The sequence below is a fragment of the Achromobacter sp. DH1f genome, assembly GCF_000633435.1.
GTDB classification, from domain to species: domain Bacteria; phylum Pseudomonadota; class Gammaproteobacteria; order Burkholderiales; family Burkholderiaceae_B; genus Achromobacter; species Achromobacter deleyi.
Genome location: NZ_AYMF01000011.1, coordinates 79,090 through 96,449 on the forward strand (window position 1 = coordinate 79,090; position 17,360 = coordinate 96,449).

The 17,360-nt window shown below is 69.0% G+C and carries 17 protein-coding genes; 6 read left to right on the plus strand and 11 right to left on the minus strand.

Translation table 11 applies throughout. From position 1 onward, the window contains the following. Nucleotides 1–53: 53 nt before the first annotated feature. Both U858_RS0111320 and U858_RS0111325 read right to left on the minus strand, forming a co-directional pair. On the minus strand, nucleotides 54–1,382 hold the full coding sequence (locus tag U858_RS0111320; protein ID WP_025137273.1) for a ferric reductase-like transmembrane domain-containing protein: 1,329 nt from the start codon (nucleotides 1,380–1,382) through the stop codon (nucleotides 54–56). A 55-nt stretch (nucleotides 1,383–1,437) separates the two neighbouring features. After that, nucleotides 1,438–1,776, minus strand: a complete 339-nt coding sequence (locus U858_RS0111325) for a PepSY domain-containing protein (protein ID WP_025137274.1) — start codon at nucleotides 1,774–1,776, stop codon at nucleotides 1,438–1,440. Between the two features lie 199 nt (nucleotides 1,777–1,975). Here U858_RS0111325 and U858_RS0111330 point away from each other — a divergent pair, with 199 nt between their 5' ends. From U858_RS0111330 to U858_RS0111340, 3 genes are read left to right on the plus strand one after another with little or no spacing between them, the layout of a single operon-like run. Then, complete coding sequence (locus U858_RS0111330; RefSeq protein WP_025137275.1) at nucleotides 1,976–2,323, plus strand: PepSY domain-containing protein; 348 nt, start codon at nucleotides 1,976–1,978, stop codon at nucleotides 2,321–2,323. Then, nucleotides 2,323–2,985, plus strand: coding sequence for a response regulator transcription factor (locus tag U858_RS0111335; protein WP_025137276.1), 663 nt, complete (start codon nucleotides 2,323–2,325; stop codon nucleotides 2,983–2,985). The genes U858_RS0111330 and U858_RS0111335 overlap by 1 nt, the downstream gene beginning before the upstream one ends. Further along, nucleotides 2,982–4,364, plus strand: coding sequence for a sensor histidine kinase (locus U858_RS0111340; RefSeq protein WP_025137277.1), 1,383 nt, complete (start codon nucleotides 2,982–2,984; stop codon nucleotides 4,362–4,364). Before U858_RS0111335 ends, U858_RS0111340 begins: the two co-directional genes overlap by 4 nt. Before the next feature lie 31 nt (nucleotides 4,365–4,395). On the opposite strand, the gene murI is transcribed toward U858_RS0111340, so the two are convergent. Then, on the minus strand, nucleotides 4,396–5,199 hold the full coding sequence (murI, locus tag U858_RS0111345; RefSeq protein WP_025137278.1) for a glutamate racemase: 804 nt from the start codon (nucleotides 5,197–5,199) through the stop codon (nucleotides 4,396–4,398). 44 nt (nucleotides 5,200–5,243) lie between these two features. Next, nucleotides 5,244–6,164, minus strand: coding sequence for a LysR family transcriptional regulator (locus tag U858_RS0111350; RefSeq protein ID WP_025137279.1), 921 nt, complete (start codon nucleotides 6,162–6,164; stop codon nucleotides 5,244–5,246). Nucleotides 6,165–6,251: 87 nt separating this feature from the next. Here U858_RS0111350 and U858_RS0111355 point away from each other — a divergent pair, with 87 nt between their 5' ends. Genes U858_RS0111355 through U858_RS0111365 form a run of 3 tightly spaced genes read left to right on the plus strand, consistent with a single transcriptional unit; the run spans nucleotide 6,252 to nucleotide 8,072 of the window. Continuing rightward, entirely contained in the window at nucleotides 6,252–6,827 is a 576-nt protein-coding gene (locus U858_RS0111355; RefSeq protein WP_025137280.1) for a chromate transporter, read from the plus strand. Next, nucleotides 6,824–7,348, plus strand: a complete 525-nt coding sequence (locus tag U858_RS0111360; RefSeq protein WP_025137281.1) for a chromate transporter — start codon at nucleotides 6,824–6,826, stop codon at nucleotides 7,346–7,348. The genes U858_RS0111355 and U858_RS0111360 overlap by 4 nt, the downstream gene beginning before the upstream one ends. A 34-nt stretch (nucleotides 7,349–7,382) precedes the next feature. Further along, nucleotides 7,383–8,072 carry a DUF1345 domain-containing protein gene (locus U858_RS0111365; protein ID WP_025137282.1) on the plus strand — a complete coding sequence of 230 codons (690 nt, stop codon included), beginning with the start codon at nucleotides 7,383–7,385 and terminating at the stop codon, nucleotides 8,070–8,072. A gap of 59 nt (nucleotides 8,073–8,131) precedes the next feature. On the opposite strand, the gene U858_RS0111370 is transcribed toward U858_RS0111365, so the two are convergent. From U858_RS0111370 to U858_RS0111400, 7 genes are all read right to left on the minus strand, one after another. After that, a complete protein-coding gene (locus U858_RS0111370) occupies nucleotides 8,132–9,262 on the minus strand; it encodes a class I SAM-dependent methyltransferase (protein ID WP_025137283.1) in 1,131 nt (376 codons plus the stop codon). 155 nt (nucleotides 9,263–9,417) lie between these two features. Further along, entirely contained in the window at nucleotides 9,418–11,085 is a 1,668-nt protein-coding gene (locus tag U858_RS0111375; protein ID WP_025137284.1) for an OFA family MFS transporter, read from the minus strand. Between the two features lie 113 nt (nucleotides 11,086–11,198). Next, nucleotides 11,199–11,456, minus strand: coding sequence for a formate dehydrogenase subunit delta (locus U858_RS0111380; RefSeq protein ID WP_025137285.1), 258 nt, complete (start codon nucleotides 11,454–11,456; stop codon nucleotides 11,199–11,201). An 18-nt stretch (nucleotides 11,457–11,474) separates the two neighbouring features. After that, nucleotides 11,475–12,305 carry a formate dehydrogenase accessory sulfurtransferase FdhD gene (gene fdhD / locus U858_RS0111385; RefSeq protein WP_025137286.1) on the minus strand — a complete coding sequence of 277 codons (831 nt, stop codon included), beginning with the start codon at nucleotides 12,303–12,305 and terminating at the stop codon, nucleotides 11,475–11,477. 22 nt (nucleotides 12,306–12,327) lie between these two features. After that, the gene (gene fdhF, locus U858_RS0111390) at nucleotides 12,328–15,204 is read right to left on the minus strand and encodes a formate dehydrogenase subunit alpha (RefSeq protein WP_025137287.1); all 2,877 of its coding nucleotides are present in this window, start codon (nucleotides 15,202–15,204) and stop codon (nucleotides 12,328–12,330) included. 13 nt (nucleotides 15,205–15,217) lie between these two features. Next, nucleotides 15,218–16,789, minus strand: a complete 1,572-nt coding sequence (locus tag U858_RS0111395; protein ID WP_025137288.1) for an NADH-quinone oxidoreductase subunit NuoF — start codon at nucleotides 16,787–16,789, stop codon at nucleotides 15,218–15,220. Continuing rightward, nucleotides 16,786–17,343 (minus strand): formate dehydrogenase subunit gamma, encoded by a 558-nt coding sequence (locus tag U858_RS0111400; RefSeq protein ID WP_025137289.1) that lies wholly within the window; start codon nucleotides 17,341–17,343, stop codon nucleotides 16,786–16,788. Before U858_RS0111400 ends, U858_RS0111395 begins: the two co-directional genes overlap by 4 nt. Nucleotides 17,344–17,360: the final 17 nt, after the last annotated feature.

Here is a 17,360-nt window from a genome sequence, read left to right on the forward strand (position 1 = left end):
TTCATCATACGACGCAGCCTGCGGGGCGAGGTTGCTTGCCGTGGCGACAGGCCCTAGCGCATGTCGAACGCTTCCTGGTGCCAGCGCACGCCGCCTTGCCCCAGGCGCCGCAGGCCCCGGCGCAACGAGGCCGACAGGCCGGCGGGCCCGCAGAACCAGATGTCGGCCACGCGGCCCGCGGCAACGGCGCCTTGGGCCAGGTCCGCGGCGGTCAGGCGGTGGCGGGCATCGTGCACCTGCAGCGTGACGTTGCCCAATGCCTGGCAGCGTTGCGCCACGGCGTCGACCATCGGTTCGGCCTGGGCGTCGCGCACGCAGTAATGGAGCCAGACCGGGGCGCCGTCGCCCGCGCGGGCCTGCCGGTCTTCCAGCCAGGCCAGGAACGGCGTGATGCCGATGCCGCCGGCCACCCACACTTGCGGTCCGGCGCTGGCCTGCTGCGGTTGCTCGAAACGGCCGTAGGGGCCTTCCACCGCCACCGCTTGCCCCGGCGTCAGCGTGTCGGCCAGCCGGCGCGTGTAATCGCCCAGCGCCTTGATCTTGAAGTGCAGACGCCCAGGCGTGGCGCCCGGCGCGCTGGCAATCGTGAACGGGTGCGCGCCTTCGCCGCGGTCAAAGGTCACGAAGGCGAATTGTCCGGCCCGATGGCCTGGCCATTGCGGACCCAGATCGCAAGTGACATCGACGATGCCGCCGGGCTGCGAGACCACCGAGACGACCCGGCCCATGACGCGGCGGCGTTGCCCCACGCGGCCCGCCAGGGACAGCAGCGCGGCCACGGCGCCGCCCGCCATCAGCGGCACCAGCAGCAGGCCGGTCGGCCCGGTCCAGTAGTAGGCCGGCGCCAGCGCCAGGGTGTGCAGCACCAGCGCCAGGAACGCCACCGGCATGGCGCGATGCGCGAGGCGCCAGGCGTGGTACGGAAAGCGCCGCCACAGCGTGATGGCCAGCATGATGAGCAGCGCGTAGATCGTCCATTCCCCCAGGTCCTTGGCCAGCCCGCGCGAGCCTTCCATGACGGCCAGCACGGCATCGCGGGCGGGGCGCCCGTCGGTGCCGGCAAGCGCCTTGAGCGGCGTGCTGGACAGCTTGGCCAGCCAGTGCGCGCCGCTGGCGCCGACGGCGAAGATGCCGGCCCATTTGTGCAGCCGGTAGACCTTGTCCATCCCGCCCAGCGGGCCTTCCAGCCAGGCCGGGCGCAGCGCCAGCAGCATGATGAGCGACATCAGTCCGATTGCCCAGACGCCGGTCAGGTACAGCGTCTGCTGGCGCAGCAGCCAGGGCCAGCCGGCCGCTGACGGCGGCTGCAGCAGGAAGGCGTCGATGGCCCAGGCGCCGGTCAGTGCCAGCAGGAAACCGCCAAGCGCGGTGCGGGTGTTCATGAGGGGCTCCAGCGTGTCATGCCGGGCCCGGCGGCGCCGGGCCCCGTGGTGCGCATCAATCCTTGATGCGGCTGCGCAGTACGGCGCCGGTCTGCGCATCCACGCGCAGCTTCACGCGCTGGCCTTGCGGATCATCGGCCTTGACGTCGTAGCCGCGGTGGTGCTCCAGCTCGATCTCGGTGATGTTGCGGTAGCCGGCGGCCGTCAGGCTGTCGTAGATCTGGCGCACGGTCAGGATCTGCGCGGGGGCGGCCTGGGTGGCGACAGGGGCGGCCGGGGCCGCGGCCGGCTGCGGGGCGGCCTGGGCGAAGGCCGCGGCGCCAGTCAGGGTGGCGGCGCCCAGGGCGAAGGCGGCCAGGGTGTGGCGGATCGAAGGCGTGAGGGTCGTCGTCATGGTGATAGCTCCTTGAGGGTTGGAATATGGCCAACAGGCCGGCCATGCATGCATTATTCGGGCCGGCCCATGAACCGTTTCTGAAGCCGCCGTTCACCTGCCGTTCATCCTCGTTTCGCTATAACGAAGGGGTAGTGCCGACTCTGTTTTTCCCCGGCGTCCCGCGTTATCCTGAACGCCACCCATCACGGAACTCCCCATGACCGCAGGCAAGCGCATCGCACTCTGGCTGTCCGGCGGCGCGCTGGCCGCGGCGCTGGCCATCGGGCCCGGCCCCGGCCGCGCCGACGAAAGCGACCACGAACAGGCCCGCCAGGCCCTGCAGGCCGGCAAGGTGCTGCCGTTGCGCGCGGTGCTCGATATCGTCGAACGCGATTACCCCGGCCAGGTCATGAAGGTTGAATTCGAAGAAGACGACGGCATCTACCTGTACGAGATTCGGCTGCTGCAGCCCGGCGGCAACTTGGTCAAGCTGAAGATCGACGCGCGTGACGGCTCCGTGCTGGGCATCAAGGGCCGCGACATCCAGTTCCGGAACAAACACTGATGCGCCTGCTCGTTGTCGAAGACGAACCCACCCTGGCCGCACAGTTGGCCGACGCCCTGCGCCAGGCCGGCTACACCGTCGACACCGCGGCCGACGGCGCCACCGCCCACTACATGGGCGAGGTCGAAACCTATGACGTGGTGGTGCTGGACCTGGGCTTGCCCGTGATGGACGGGCTGACCGTGCTCAAGCAGTGGCGCGCCGCCGGCCACGGCATGCCGGTGCTGATCCTGACCGCGCGTGCCAACTGGCACGAAAAGGTCGCCGGCATCGACGCGGGCGCGGACGACTACCTGACCAAGCCTTTTCACATGGAAGAGCTGCTGGCCCGCGTGCGCGCGCTGCTGCGCCGCCACAGCGGCCATGCCAGCGCGCAATGGCGCTGCGGCCCGCTGATGCTCGACACGCGCCAGGCCAAGGTCACGGTGAACGGCCAGGCGCTCAACCTGACCAGCCATGAATTCAAGGTGCTGGCGGTGCTGATGCAGCGTGCGGGCGAAGTGATCTCGCGCAGCGAACTCACCGAACACATCTACGCGCAGGACCACGACCGCGACTCCAACACCATCGAAGTCTTCATCGGCCGCCTGCGCAAGAAGCTGCCGCCGGACACCATCGAAACCGTGCGCGGGCTGGGCTATCGGCTGGCGAGCGGAACATGACCGTGCCGCGCACGCCCGGGTCACTGCGCTGGCGGCTGCTGGCCGGCACGCTGGCCTGGATCGCGCTGACCATCGTGCTGGCTGGCTGGGGCCTGGGCAGCCTGTTTCGCCAGCACATCACCGAGCAGTTGCGGGCCGAGCTGGCGCTGCACCTGAACCAGCTGACCGCCGCGGTCAGCGTCGCGCCCGACGGGCGGCCGGTGGTGGCCCCGCCGCTGAGCGATCCGAGGCTGGAACAGCCGCTGTCCGGCCTGTACTGGCAGATCGACCGGCTGGATGAACAGGGCCGCCTGGCGGCCGCGGGCGTGGCGCGTTCGCGCTCGCTGTGGGACCAGGTGCTGGCCTTGCCCACGGCCGACAGCGCCGACGGCGCCTACGACATTACCGGCCCCGAAGGCCATGGCCTGACCGCGCTGACACGCACGCTCAAACCCGAAGACGCCGACGCCGCCACGCTGCGCCTGGTCGTCGCCGCCGACCGCCAGGTGCTGGCCGAGCCGATCGAACGCTTCAACCACATGCTGCTGCTGTCGCTGGGCGCGCTGGCGGCCGGGCTGGTCGCGGCGGCGGTGGTGCAGGTGGCGGTGGGGTTGCGGCCGCTGGGGCGGCTGCGTCGCCAGCTGGCCGCGCAGCAGGGCGGCAACAGCGTGCGCATCGACGGCCGCTATCCCAGCGAAATCCAGCCGCTGGTCGACGACTTCAACCGCGTGCTGGCCGTCAACGCCGACATCGTGCAGCGGGCCCGCACGCAGGCCGGCAACCTGGCCCACGCCGTGAAGACCCCGCTGACGATCCTGGCCAATGCCGCTGCGCGTGAAGACGGACCGTTCGCCCGCCTGGCGCGCGAACAGGTCGCGCTGGCGCAACGCCAGATCGACTACCACCTGGCGCGCGCCCGCGCCGCTGCGGCGTCGGGCACCGAAGGCGGGCGCACGCCGCTGCGGCCGCCGGTCGAGGCGCTGCTGCGCGTCATGCGCCGGCTCTACGCCGCGCGTGAGCTGGACCTTGATATGACCGATTTCGCCGATGGCCTGATCTTTCGCGGTGAAGAGCAGGACCTGCAGGAAATGGTGGGCAACCTGCTGGACAACGCCTGCAAGTGGGCCGCGGGGCGCGTGCATATCCACGCCCATGCCGCGTCGCCGGACCGCCTGCAGATCCAGATCGATGACGACGGACCCGGCATTGCCGAAGGCGAGCGCGAACGCGTTTTCGAACGCGGCGTGCGCATGGACGAACAGCGGCCTGGTTCGGGGCTGGGCCTGGATATCGTGCGCGACCTGGCCAGCACGTATGGCGGCGACGTGCGTGCCGAGCAGGCGCCGCTGGGCGGCCTGCGCGTGACGCTGACGCTGCCGGCGCTGACTTCCCCCGCGTGACTGGCGCCTCGGCCTACGACGCCGTCTGGGCCTAGCGCCAATGCGCCGGCGTCTGCGTGGCCTGGGCCGGCAGACCCAGCAACTGCGCGCCCAGTCGCGCCAGCGCCGCCGGGTCGCCGGTGGTTTCCAGCGCCAGCGTGCCCGGCCCGTCCGTTTTCAGCCACCCGCGTTCCTGCAACTGGTGACGCAGCCGGCGCGCCACGGGGCCGCCGGTTTCCAGCAGCGGCACGGTGGGGCCGGCGGCCGCGGCAATCGCCTCGCGCAGGAACGGAAAGTGGGTGCAACCCAGCACCAGCGCGTCCGCGCCCTGGTCCAGCAGTTCGCGCACGGGCGCGGCCACCGCCTGCGCGGCCTTCGGGCCGCTGATCTCGCGCTGTTCCACCAGCAGCACCCATTCGGGGCAGGGCCGGAACAGGATGCGGATCTCGGGCGCCTCGCGTTGCACCAGCGCGGCGAACTTGGGGCTGGCCAGCGTGCCGGTGGTGGCGAACACGCCGACCACGCCGCTGTGCGTCAGGTGGGCGGCCGGCTTGATCGCCGGTTCCACGCCGATGATGATCAGCTCGGGATGGCGCGCGCGCAGCGCGGCGATGGCGGCGGCGGTGGCGGTGTTGCACGCCACCACCATGGCCCGGGCCTGGCGCGACACGAAGTAATCGGCAATGGCCAGCGACCGTTGCTGCACGTAGTCCTGGCTTTTTTCGCCGTAGGGCACGTGGGCCGAGTCCGCCAGGTACAGCAGGTCTTCCTGCGGCAGCGCGTCGCGGATGGCGCGCAAGACGCTCAGTCCGCCGACGCCGGAGTCATACACGCCTATGGGATGGGGGGCAGCCATTTCGATTGGGCAAAAACAAAGGTGCCGGCAAGTGTAGCGCCGCCTCAGGCCTCGGGCGTTTCGCGGTGCGCCCGCACCTCTTCGATCAGCCGGCGGATGGCGCCGGACAGCGGCGCGTCGCGCCAGATCAGCGTCAGCGGCGCGCGCAGTTCCACCGGCCCGGTGACGTTCACGTACACCACCCCTTCGATGTTGACCCGCCGCAGCGAGGCCGGCACCAGCGATACGCCCAGGCCCGCCGCCACCAGGCTCAGCGTGGACAGCATGCGCGGCGCTTCCTGCGCCACGCGCGGGCTGAAGCCGGCCGCGCCGCAGGCCGTGATGATGGCGTCGTACAGGCCCGGGCCGCTGTGGCGCCGATAGAGAATCAGGGATTCCTCGGCCAGCTCGGACAGCGCGATGCGCTTGCGGGCGCGGCCCTTGACCATGGGGTGGTCCGCCGGAAAGGCGGCCAGCATGCTTTCTTCCAGCACGGTCTCGAACGCCACGCCGCGCTCGACGCCGTGCGAGCCGCGAATGAAGGCCACGTCCACCCGGCCGTCGCGCACCTCTTCCATCAGCTCGCCGGTGCTGCTTTCTTCCAGCACCAGCCGCACCTGCGGCGCAATCTCGCGAAAGCGCCGGATCACCGACGGCACGAAGGGGTGGAAGGCCGCCGACCCGGTAAAGCCCACGGTCAGGCGCCCGGCCTCGCCCTGCGACACGCGCCGCACGCCGTCCACCGCCTGGTCCACCAGCGCCAGGATGCTGCGCGCATCCGCCAGCAGCGCGCGGCCGCTCTCGGTCAGTTCCATGCCGCGCGGCAGGCGGTGGAACAGCGTCACGCCCAGCTCCTCTTCCAGCACGCGGATCTGCTGGCTCAGCGGCGGCTGGCGGATGCCCAGGCGGGCGGCCGCACGGGTCAGGTGGGATTCCTCGGCCACCGCCAGGAAGTAACGCAACAGCCGCAGGTCGACGGATGACATATGAAACCGATATGAATGTTGAGCCAGTCATATATTAGACATTATCTGAGGGCGGGAGTAGTCTGCGGTCTATTCACCCAGAAGATCATGAACGCAGCATCGACTCCCCCTGACGCCGCCCTGCGGCCCCCGCCCACCTGTGGGCAACTGTTCTACGGCTTTCTCATGCTGGGCCTGACGGCCTTCGGCGGTGCGCTGCCCCTGGCGCGCCGCATGGTGGTGGAAAAGCACCGCTGGCTGAGCGGCGCCGAATTCACCGACCTGCTGGGCCTGTGCCAGTTCCTGCCGGGCGGCAACATCATCAACCTGTCGGTCGCCCTGGGCATGAAATTCCGCGGCCCGCGCGGCGCCTTTGCCGCGCTGATGGGCCTGATCCTGGCGCCCTCGGCCATCGTGGTGCTGCTGGGCATGGTCTACGACCGCTTCCAGAACGATCCGCACATCCAGCACCTGTTCGCCGGGCTGGCCGCCGCCGCGGCGGGCCTGTTGATCTCCATGGCCGTCAAGATCGGCACGCCGGTGCTCAAGCGCCGCGACTGGCTGGCCGGTCTGGTCGCCACGGCCTGCTTCATCGCCATCGCCGTGCTGCGCATTCCGCTGCTGCCCACCATGGCGGTGCTGACGCCGCTGAGCATCCTGCTGGTCTGGAGGCAACGTCGATGATCCAGACCCTGATCGCCCTGGCCATCATCTTTTCGCAGCTGTCCGTGCTGGCGTTCGGCGGGGGCAACACCATCCTGCCGGAAATGCAGCGCCAGGTCGTCGAAGTGCACGGCTGGATGACGGCCGCCGACTTCTCGGCGCTGTTCGCGCTGGGCCAGGCCGCGCCCGGCCCCAACCTGATGGTCGTCACCCTGGTGGGCTGGCACGTGGCCGGCTGGATGGGCATGCTGGTGACCACCCTTGCCAAGTTCGGGCCGTCGTCCATCATCACGGTCATCGCCCTGGGCCTGTGGGAACGCTTCAAGGACCGGCCCTGGCGCGGCGTGATCCAGGCCGGCATCTTCCCCATGACGGTGGGGCTGGTGGCCGCCAGCGCCGCGCTCATCACCGAGGCCTCGGTGCATTCCTGGCTGCTGGGCGCCATCACCGCGGTGGTGGCGGTGCTGGGCAGCGCCACGCGCATTCATCCGCTGTGGCTGCTGTTCGGCGGCGCGCTGGTGGGATTGCTGGCTATCGGTTAGCGTTGAGGCTCTTGCCACGTCAGGAAGCCCCCCCATGTCGCTGCCGGTCAAGGATCATGATGCCGACGCGCCGCCCGCCGCGGTCGCGCGCCTGCCGTTCTTCCATGCGCACCTGCGCCTGGTGCTGTGCGGCCTGCTGTTCGTCGCGGTGGCCGCGGGCCTTTACCTGGCCGGCATGTCGCCCAGCCGCGCCGGCCTGCTGGGCTTTGACGTCGCCGCGCTGGTGTTCCTCTTGGTTACCGGCGCCGCCTTCGGCAAGGCCACGCCCGAATCCATGCGGATACGGGCCCAGCAGGTCGACGTGGGCCGCACCGGCGTGCTCTGGAGCAGCGTGGCGCTGTCGTGCCTGGTGATGCTGGCGCTCTGGACCGAAATGCGCGCCGCCGGCGGCGCCGAAGGCGTGGCGGACCTGATCGCCGCCGCCGTCAGCATCGTGCTGTCGTGGCTGTACATGAACATGATCTTCGCCCTGCACTATGCCCATGGCTACTACAGCCACCGCAACGGCATGCACAAGGGCCTGGATTTCCCCGGCAAGGAAGACCCGGACTACTGGGACTTCGCCTACTTCGCGCTGGTGCTGGGCATGACCTTCCAGGTGTCCGACGTGCAGATCGTCAGCCGCCGGCTGCGGCGCACGGCGCTGATGCACAGCGTCATCGCCTTCTTCTTCAACGTCTTCATCATCGCCATCAGCGTGAACGTGGCCGCCGGGCGGGCATGAAAAAGGCCGGGGAAGCTTCCCCGGCCCGTTTGCCGATCAGCGGATCACGGCGCGTGCCGTCAGGCCGCCGCCAGGCGCCACAGCGACGTCACTTCCTTCGAGCGCGCCGCGTACAGCGGATCGTTCGCGTCCTTGGCACGGGCATGCGTCGGGCGCGTATCGATGCGCTCGACCACCCGCAGGCCAGCCTGCTGGATCATTTCCAGCAATTGCTCGCGGGTGCGCAGGCCCAGATGCTCGGCCAGGTCCGACAGGATCAGCCAGCCTTCGCCGTTGGGCGTCAGGTGCGCCGCCAGGCCATTGAGAAACCCGCGTAGCATGCGGCTGTCCGGGTCGTACACGGCATGCTCGACCGGCGAGCTGGGCCGGGCCGGCAGCCACGGCGGATTGCAGACGATCAGCGAGACCCGGCCTTCGGGGAACAGGTCGGCCTGTTCCACGTCGACCTGCTTGGACAGGCCCAGCCGGTCCAGGTTTTCGCGGGCGCAAGCCAGGGCGCGCGGGTCCATGTCGGTGGCGATGACGCGCTTGCCGCCGCGGCGGGCCAGCACGGCCGCCAGCACGCCGGTGCCGGTGCCGATATCGAAGGCCACGCTGCCGCGCGGCATCGGGGTGTTGGCGACCAGGTCCACGTATTCGCCGCGCAGCGGCGAGAACACGCCGTAGTGCGGGTGGATGCGGTTGTTCAGCGCGGGAATCTCCACGCCTTTCTTGCGCCATTCAAAGGCGCCGATCAACCCCAGCAATTCGCGCAGCGACGCCACATAGGGCTCGTCGGCCGGGCCGTGGGCTTCTTCGCAGGCCTGCCGGGCATCGGGCGCGCGGCGCAGCGAAATGCCGTGGCCGGCGTCGAACGGAATCAGCAGCATGCCCAGGATGCGGGCGCGCTGCGACTGGATCTGGCGATGCTGGTTGAAGGCTTCCAGCAAGGTCTCGACCGGCTTGCGCGGACGCTTGTCCACCCGCCGGGTCATGGCCTGCAGCAAGAGGCGCGCGTTCTGGAAGTCGCCGCGCCAGAGCAGGCCCACGCCTTCGCAGGCCTGGCGGTAGGCCATGTCCGCGGTGGTGCGGTCGTCGGCCAGCACCACCCGCTTGGGGGGCGTGGCGCCGGTTTCCGAGCGCCAGCGGGCGGTGTGCGTGGTCTGGTCGGGGGCGTCGCCTTCCGTCCAGCTCAGTTCAGGCAGGGTCAACGTGGCGCTCCAGCAATAAGGGGCTTCTTGGGCAGGCAGGTCATGGGGGAGGGGAACGGGGGAATAGAGAAAAAAGAAAGGGCGCGGCTGCCAATGTAGCAGCTTCGCGCCCTGGGGACGGGCGGGCGCGCGCGGCGCCGCCCGGGCAAACGGGGTCAGTGGAACAGCACCACGGCCTTTTGCAGCGTGATCCAGACGCCCCACGCCAGCGGAATGCCCACGCAGGCCCAGGCAAACAGCACCAGCGCCAGCGGCGTGCGGAAGGTGGACGTGCCCGACCCGTGGGTCTCGGCCGCCGCGGCGCGTTCATGCGCCAGGGCCTTTTCGCGGGCCAGTTCCTCGTCGGTCATGAAGTACTTGGGGTTCACCGGGCGAATCGCCAGGTTGCACAGGAAACCCAGCACCAGCATGCCCGCCAGGATGTACATGGTGATGTCATACACCTGCGCCCGCGGCACGCCGATGGACAGCTGGTATTCGCGGATGTAGTTCACCAGCACCGGGCCGAAGATGCCCGCCGCCGACCAGGCCGTCAGCAGGCGGCCGTGGATGGCGCCCACCATCTGGGTGCCGAACAGGTCCGCCAGGTAGGCGGGCACCGTGGCGAAGCCGCCGCCGTACATCGACAGGATCACGCAGAAGGCGGCCACGAACAGCGCCAGCGCGCCCATGTGCGCCGTCCAGGGAATGGCGGCGTACAGCACGAAGCCCAGCACGAAGAAGATCAGGTAGGTCAGCTTGCGGCCCAGCTTGTCCGACAGGCTGGCCCAGAAGAAGCGGCCGCCGATGTTGAACAGGCTGAGCAGGCCGGTAAAGCCCGCGGCGATGGCGGCAATGGCCGCCAGCTGGCTCTTGTCGAGCTGGCCATAGCCCAGTTCAGGCTTGTTGATCAGGCCGCCGCCGAACACTTCCTGCAGCAGCGGCGAAGCCATGCCCAGGATGCCGATGCCGGCGGTCACGTTCAGGCACAGCACCAGCCACACCAGCCAGAACTGCGGCACGCCCCAGACCCGCTTCACATGGACGTGGCCCTTGGTGATCATGGCGTTGTTGGCCTGCTTGGCGGGCGCCGTCCAGCCCTCGGGCTTCCAGCCGGTGGGCGGCACGCGGTAGCCCATCGCGCCGGACATCATGAAGACGAAATACACCACCGCCATGGTCAGGAAGGTCTGCCAGACGCCGACCGAGGTGGGCGTGGCGAAGTAGCGCATCAGCAGGTCGGCCAGCGGCGCGCCGATCATGGCGCCGCCGCCAAAGCCCATGATGGCCATGCCGGTCGCCATGCCGCGGCGGTCGGGGAACCACTTGATCAGCGTGCTGACCGGCGAGATATAGCCCAGCCCCAGGCCGATGCCGCCAATGACGCCGGACCCCAGCCACAGCATCCACATCTGGTGCAGGTAGACCCCGAAGGCCGAAATGACCAGGCCGCCGCACCAGCACACCGCCGACACCACGCCCGCCTTGCGCGGACCGGCGCGTTCCAGCCAGCCGCCCCACAGCGCCGCGGAACAGCCCAGCAGCACGAAGAACAGGGTGTACATCCACCCCATGGTCGAGATCCGCCAGTCGCAGCTGGTGGTGAACAGCTCGGCCGCCAGGCTCATGTCGGCCGGGCAGGCCAGCGGCTGGGCGCCGCCGATCGCCTTGGACAAGGGCAGCCAGAACACCGAAAAGCCATAGGCCATCCCGATGCACAGGTGGATGGCCAGGGCGGCCGGGGGCACCAGCCAGCGGGAAAAGCCCGGCCCGGCGATGGTGCGTTCTTTGTCCAGAATGCCGGGCTTTGAGCCAGGCAGATCCAGTGTTGCAGTGCTTTCCATGAGGTCTCCTCGGGGTGCGGCTTTATAGCGCGCGTCAGACCGGAAAATCCAGTCCCGCGCTTGTTGTGAACCCTTTGCTGCGGTAAAGCGTGCTGCGGCGGCGCCTGCCCGGTCTACGACACCCGGGCAAGCGGCGTCAGGCGCTGGCGGTTCTGCATGACCGCCTCCAGCACCAGCGGATGCAACTGCTGTTCGCCGGCATCGCCATCGGGCTGCCGGGCCAGGAAGTCCAGCAGCTCGTTGCGCATGCGGGGCTCCCAGAACTTGTGGATATGGTTGGCCACGCCTTCCAGCGCTTCCGGCCGCACGGGCATGGCTTCGAAGAATTGGCCGATGCGGTTGGCCATGCGGATCAGGTTGCCGATTTCCATGCGTGTGTCGCGTCCGGTCTAGGAGGTGATGCGTTCGGGGTGGGAATACAGGGTGGCGTCTGCGCCGCGCAGAAAGCCCAGCAGCGCGATGCCGGCGCTATCCGCCAGCCGCACGGCCAGCGCGGTGGGGGCCGATACCGCCGCCAGCACGCCAACGCCGGCAGAAGCCGTTTTCTGCACCATTTCAAAACTGGCGCGGCTGGACACCAGCACCATGCCGCCGCCGGCCTGCATGGTCTGGCGCGCCAGGGCGCCAACCAGCTTGTCCAGCGCGTTGTGGCGGCCCACGTCTTCGCGCACCAGCGCGACCGTGCCGTCGGCGTCCGCCCAGCCGGCGGCGTGGGTGGCGCCGGTCAGGTCGTGCAGCGCCTGGCGCGCGCGCATGGCGCCCATGGCCCGCAGCACCGCGCCGATGGCCAGCGGCGCGCCGGCCGGCACGGGGTCCACGGGCCGCAACACCTCGGGCAGCGTTTCCACGCCGCACAGGCCGCAGCCGGTGCGCCCGGCCATGGCGCGGCGGCGCGACTTCAGCCGCGCTTCGCAGGCGCTGGAGATTTCCACCTGCACCACGATGCCGTCGCATTGCGGCAGCACGTCGATGCCGCGCACGTCGGCCACGCTGTCGATGATGCCTTCCGACAAGGAAAAGCCCACCGCGAAGTCTTCCAGGTCGGCCGGCGTGGCCAGCATGGTGGCGTGGCTGATGCCGTTGAACTCCAGCGCCACCGGCGTTTCCTCGGCCAGGTGATCGGCCTGGGCGCCGGCCACGATGGCGCCGGCCCGTACACGGGTCACCTGGGCCGCCACGCTATCGAGGCGGTCGGACGGGGAAGAGGGGCGTGGGTCCATGGCGGTTCCGGGGCGATCGGGGTTATTTCCCCGTCAGCGCGGCTTCGCTTTCGCGCGAACGTTCACGCAGCAGCTTTTGCTGGATGTCCGCGAAACGCGACCATTGCCGCTGCCATTCCGAAGGCTGGGATACCCGCGTCAGCTGCACCGCGGTGACCTTGTATTCGGGGCAGTTGGTGGCCCAGTCGGAGTTGTCGGTCGTGACGACGTTGGCGCCGGACTCGGGGAAGTGGAACGTGGTGTATACCACGCCCGGCTGCACCCGGTCGGTCAGCGTCGCACGCAGCACCGTTTCGCCCGCGCGGCTTTGCACGCCGACCCAGTCGCCGTCCTTCACGCCGCGGTCTTCCGCGTCCTGCGGGTGGATTTCCAGCACGTCTTCGCTGTGCCACATCACGTTGGGCGTGCGGCGGGTCTGCGCGCCCACGTTGTATTGCGACAGGATGCGCCCAGTGGTCAAGAGCAGCGGGAAGCGGCGCGTGCTGCGCTCGTCGGTGGGCACGTACTTGGTGATCATGAACTTGCCCTTGCCGCGCACGAAGGCATCGATGTGCATGATCGGCGTGCCTTCCGGCGCATCGTCATTGCACGGCCACTGCAGGCTGCCCAGCTTGTCCAGTTTTTCGTAGCTGACGCCGCTGAAGGTCGGCGTCAGGCGCGCGATCTCTTCCATGATCTCGCGCGGATGGCGGTAGTTCATGGGGTAGCCCAGCGCGTTGGACAGCGCCACCGTCACTTCCCAGTCCGACTTGCCGTTCTTCGGTTCCATCACCTTGCGCACCCGCGAAATGCGGCGTTCGGCGTTGGTGAAGGTGCCGTCCTTTTCCAGGAACGACGAGCCGGGCAGGAACACGTGCGCGTACTTGGCGGTTTCGTTCAGGAACAGGTCCTGCACCACGATGCATTCCATCGCCGCCAGCGCCGCCGCCACGTGCTGTGTGTTCGGGTCGGACTGCACGATGTCCTCGCCCTGGCAGTACAGGCCCTTGAACGAGCCGCCCAGCGCGGCCTCGAACATGTTCGGAATGCGCAGGCCGGGTTCGGGCTGCAAGGTCACGCCCCAGTCCGCCTCGAATTGCGCCCGCACGACGTTGTCGGAAATGTGGCGGTAGCCGGGCAGTTCGTGCGGGAACGAACCCATGTCGCACGAACCCTGCACGTTGTTCTGGCCGCGCAGCGGATTCACGCCCACGCCTTCGCGGCCGACGTTGCCCGTGGCCATGGCCAGGTTGGCGATCGCCATCACGGTGGTGGACCCCTGGCTGTGTTCGGTCACGCCCAGGCCGTAATAGATCGAGCCGTTGCCGCCGGTGGCGAACAGCCGCGCCGCGCCGCGCACGGCCTGCGCCGGCACGCCGGTGATCTCGGCCATGGCTTCGGGCGAATTCTCGGGCAGCGACACGAAATCGCGCCACTCATTGAATGCCTTGGTTTCGCAGCGTTCGGCCACGAAGGCCTCGTCGATCAGGCCTTCGGTGGCGATCACGTGGGCCAGCGACGACAGCAGCGCGGTATTGGTGCCCGGACGCACCTGCAGGTGGAAGTCGGCCTTGATGTGGGGTGAACTCACCAGTTCGATGCGGCGCGGGTCGATCACGATCAGGCGCGCGCCCTGGCGCAGCCGACGCTTCAGGCGCGAGGCGAACACGGGGTGGCCGCTGGACGGGTTGGCGCCCATCACGATCACCACGTCGGTATGCATGACCGAATCGAACGTCTGCGTGCCGGCCGATTCGCCCAGCGTCTGCTTCAGGCCGTAGCCGGTGGGCGAATGGCAGACCCGCGCGCAGGTGTCGACGTTGTTGGTGCCGAAGGCGGCGCGTACCAGCTTCTGCACCAGCCAGGTTTCTTCGTTGGTGCAGCGCGACGACGTGATGCCGCCCACCGCGTCACGGCCGAATTCGCCCTGGATGCGGCGAAATTCCGACGCGGCATAGTTGATCGCCTCGTCCCAGGACACTTCCTTCCAGGAATCGGTGATGTGCTTGCGGATCATGGGCTTGAGCACGCGTTCCTTGTGCGTGGCGTAGCCCCAGGCAAAGCGCCCCTTCACGCACGAGTGGCCGCGGTTGGCCTGGCCGTCTTTCCAGGGCACCATGCGCACCACTTCCTGGCCCTTCATCTCGGCCTTGAAGCCGCAGCCCACGCCGCAGTAGGCGCAGGTGGTCACGACCGAATGCTCGGCCTGGCCCATCATGATGACGGTCTTTTCCTGCAGGGTGGACGTGGGACAGGCCTGCACGCAGGCGCCGCAGGACACGCATTCGCTTTCCAGGAAAGGCTGGTCCTGGCCCGGCGACACGCGCGAGGCAAAGCCCTTGCCCGAGATCGTCAGCGCGAAGGTGCCCTGGGTTTCCTCGCAGGCGCGCACGCAGCGGTTGCAGACGATGCACTTGGACGCGTCGTAGGTGAAGTACGGATTGGACTCGTCCTTTTCGCTCTTCAAATGGTTGGCGCCGTCGTAGCCGTAGCGCACGTTGCGCAGGCCCACCACGCCGGCCATGTCCTGCAGTTCGCAGTCGCCGTTGGCCGGACAGGTCAGGCAGTCCAGCGGGTGGTCGGAAATGTACAGCTCCATCACGCCGCGCCGCAGGTCGTGCAGCTTGGGCGTTTCGGTGTACACCACCATGCCGTTCTCGGCCGGCGTGGTGCACGACGCGGGATAGCCGCGGCGCCCTTCGATCTGCACCAGGCACAGCCGGCAGGACCCGAAGGGCTCCAGGCTGTCGGTGGCGCACAGCTTGGGAATGTTGATGCCGGCCTCGGCAGCCGCGCGCATCAGCGAGGTGCCTTCGGCCACGGTGATTTCCTGGCCATCGATGGTCAGGGTGACGGTCTGCTCGGACACCCGCGCCGGGGTGCCCAGATCGCGGTCGCGCTTGATGACGGTTTCTAGCATGGCGGTCTCGGGGTCAGGCCGGGTGAACGGCGGGCTGAGGGGTATCGATGCCGAAGTCCTGCGGGAAGTGGTTCAGCGCCGACAGCACGGGGTAGGGCGCCATGCCCCCCAGCGCGCAGAGCGATCCGCCCAGCATCGTGTCGCACAGGTCGCGCAGCAGATGCACCTGCTGCGCGCGGTCGGGGCCGCCGGCCGAAATCCTGTCGATGGTTTCCACGCCGCGGGTCGAGCCGATGCGGCAGGGCGTGCACTTGCCACAGGACTCGATGGCGCAGAACTCCATCGCGTAGCGCGCCATGCGCGCCATGTCGACCGTGTCGTCGAACGCCACCAGGCCGCCGTGGCCGATCATGGCCGAGATCTGCACGTAGGCCTCGTAGTCCAGCGGTACATCCCATTGCGACTGCGGCAGGTAGGCGCCCAAGGGGCCGCCGACCTGCACCGCGCGCAAGGGGCGGCCGGACGCGCTGCCGCCGCCAAAGTCATACAGCAGGTCGCGCAGGCTCAGCCCGAAGGCCTTTTCCACCAGCCCGCCTTGCTTGAGGTTGCCGGCCAGCTGGAACGGCAGCGTGCCGTGCGAACGGCCCACGCCATAGTCGCGGTAATAGGCCGCGCCCTTGGCCAGGATGATCGGCACCGTGGCCAGCGAGATCACGTTGTTGATGACCGTAGGCTTGCCGAACAGGCCCGAGATCGCGGGCAGCGGCGGCTTGGCGCGCACCACGCCGCGCTTGCCTTCCAGGCTTTCCAGCAGCGAGGTTTCTTCGCCGCAGATGTAGGCGCCTGCGCCCTTGCGCACTTCCAGGTCGAAGCGGCGGCCGCTGCCGTGCACGTCATCGCCCAGCCAGCCCACGCTGCGGGCCCGCTCGATGGCGGCTTCCAGCGTGGCGATCGCGTGTGGGTATTCGGACCGCACGTAGATGTAGCCGTAGGTGGCGCCCACCGCCAGGCCGGCGATGGTCATGCCCTCGATCAGCACATAGGGGTCGCCTTCCATCAGCAGGCGGTCGGCAAAGGTGCCCGAGTCGCCCTCGTCGGCATTGCAGACGATGTACTTGCGGTCGGCGGGCGAGCCCAGCACCGTCTTCCATTTGATCCCCGTGGGAAACGCCGCGCCGCCGCGGCCGCGCAGGCCCGATGCCACCATTTCGTCGACGATGGCAGCCGGTTCCATGGCCAGCGCGCGTTTCAATCCTTGCAGCCCGCCGTGCGCGGCGTAGTCCTGCAGCGACAGCGGGTCGATCACGCCGACCCGGGCGAACGTCAGCCGTTCCTGGTGCTTCAGGTAGGGGATTTCCTCGGTCAGGCCCAGGCGCAGCGGATGTTCACCGCCGGTCAGCCAGCCGGCTTCGAACAGGGTGGGCACGTCTTCGGGCTGTACCGGGCCATAGGCCAGGCGCCCTTCGGGCGTGGCGATTTCCACCAGCGGTTCCAGCCACAGCAGCCCGCGCGAACCGTTACGTATCACCTGCACGGCCAGGCCGCGTTCATCGGCCGCCTGCTCGATGGCCTGGGCCACGGCGTCGGCATCCATGGCCAGCGCCGCGGCGTCGCGCGGCACGTAGATCGTGATGGGGGCGGTCATTGGCCGGCCTCCCGCGTGCGGCGCAGCAGCCGGTCCAGCTTGTCGGGCGTGACCCGGGCATGCGGCTGGCCGTCGATCATCACCGCAGGCGACTGGGCGCACAGGCCCAGGCAATACACCGGCTCCAGCGTGAAATCGCCGTCGTGCGTGCTGGCGTGGAAATCACAGCCCAGCGCCTGGCGCGCGTGGGCGGCCAGGTGTTCGCCGCCCATGGCCTGACAGGCTTCGGCGCGGCACACTTCCAGCGTGTGGCGCCCGGCCGGCTCGCTGCGAAAGTGGGGGTAGAAGGTAATGACGCCATACACTTCGGCGCGGGACAGGTTCAGGGCCTCGGCGATGGTCTGCACCGCCTCGGCCGGAATACAGCCCAATTCGTGCTGCACGGCATGCAGCACCGGCAACAGCGGGCCGGGCTGGTCTTTCAGCTGGGCCAGGATGCGGGCCGTGGCGGCGATGGACGGGCTGGCCGATGCCTGGGCGGCATCAAGGGCCAACGGGCCGCCTCGGGCGCCCCCGCTGGACGCCAGATCGGATTTTGCCTCGCGCTGACGCATGGCGGTCTCCTCCAGTT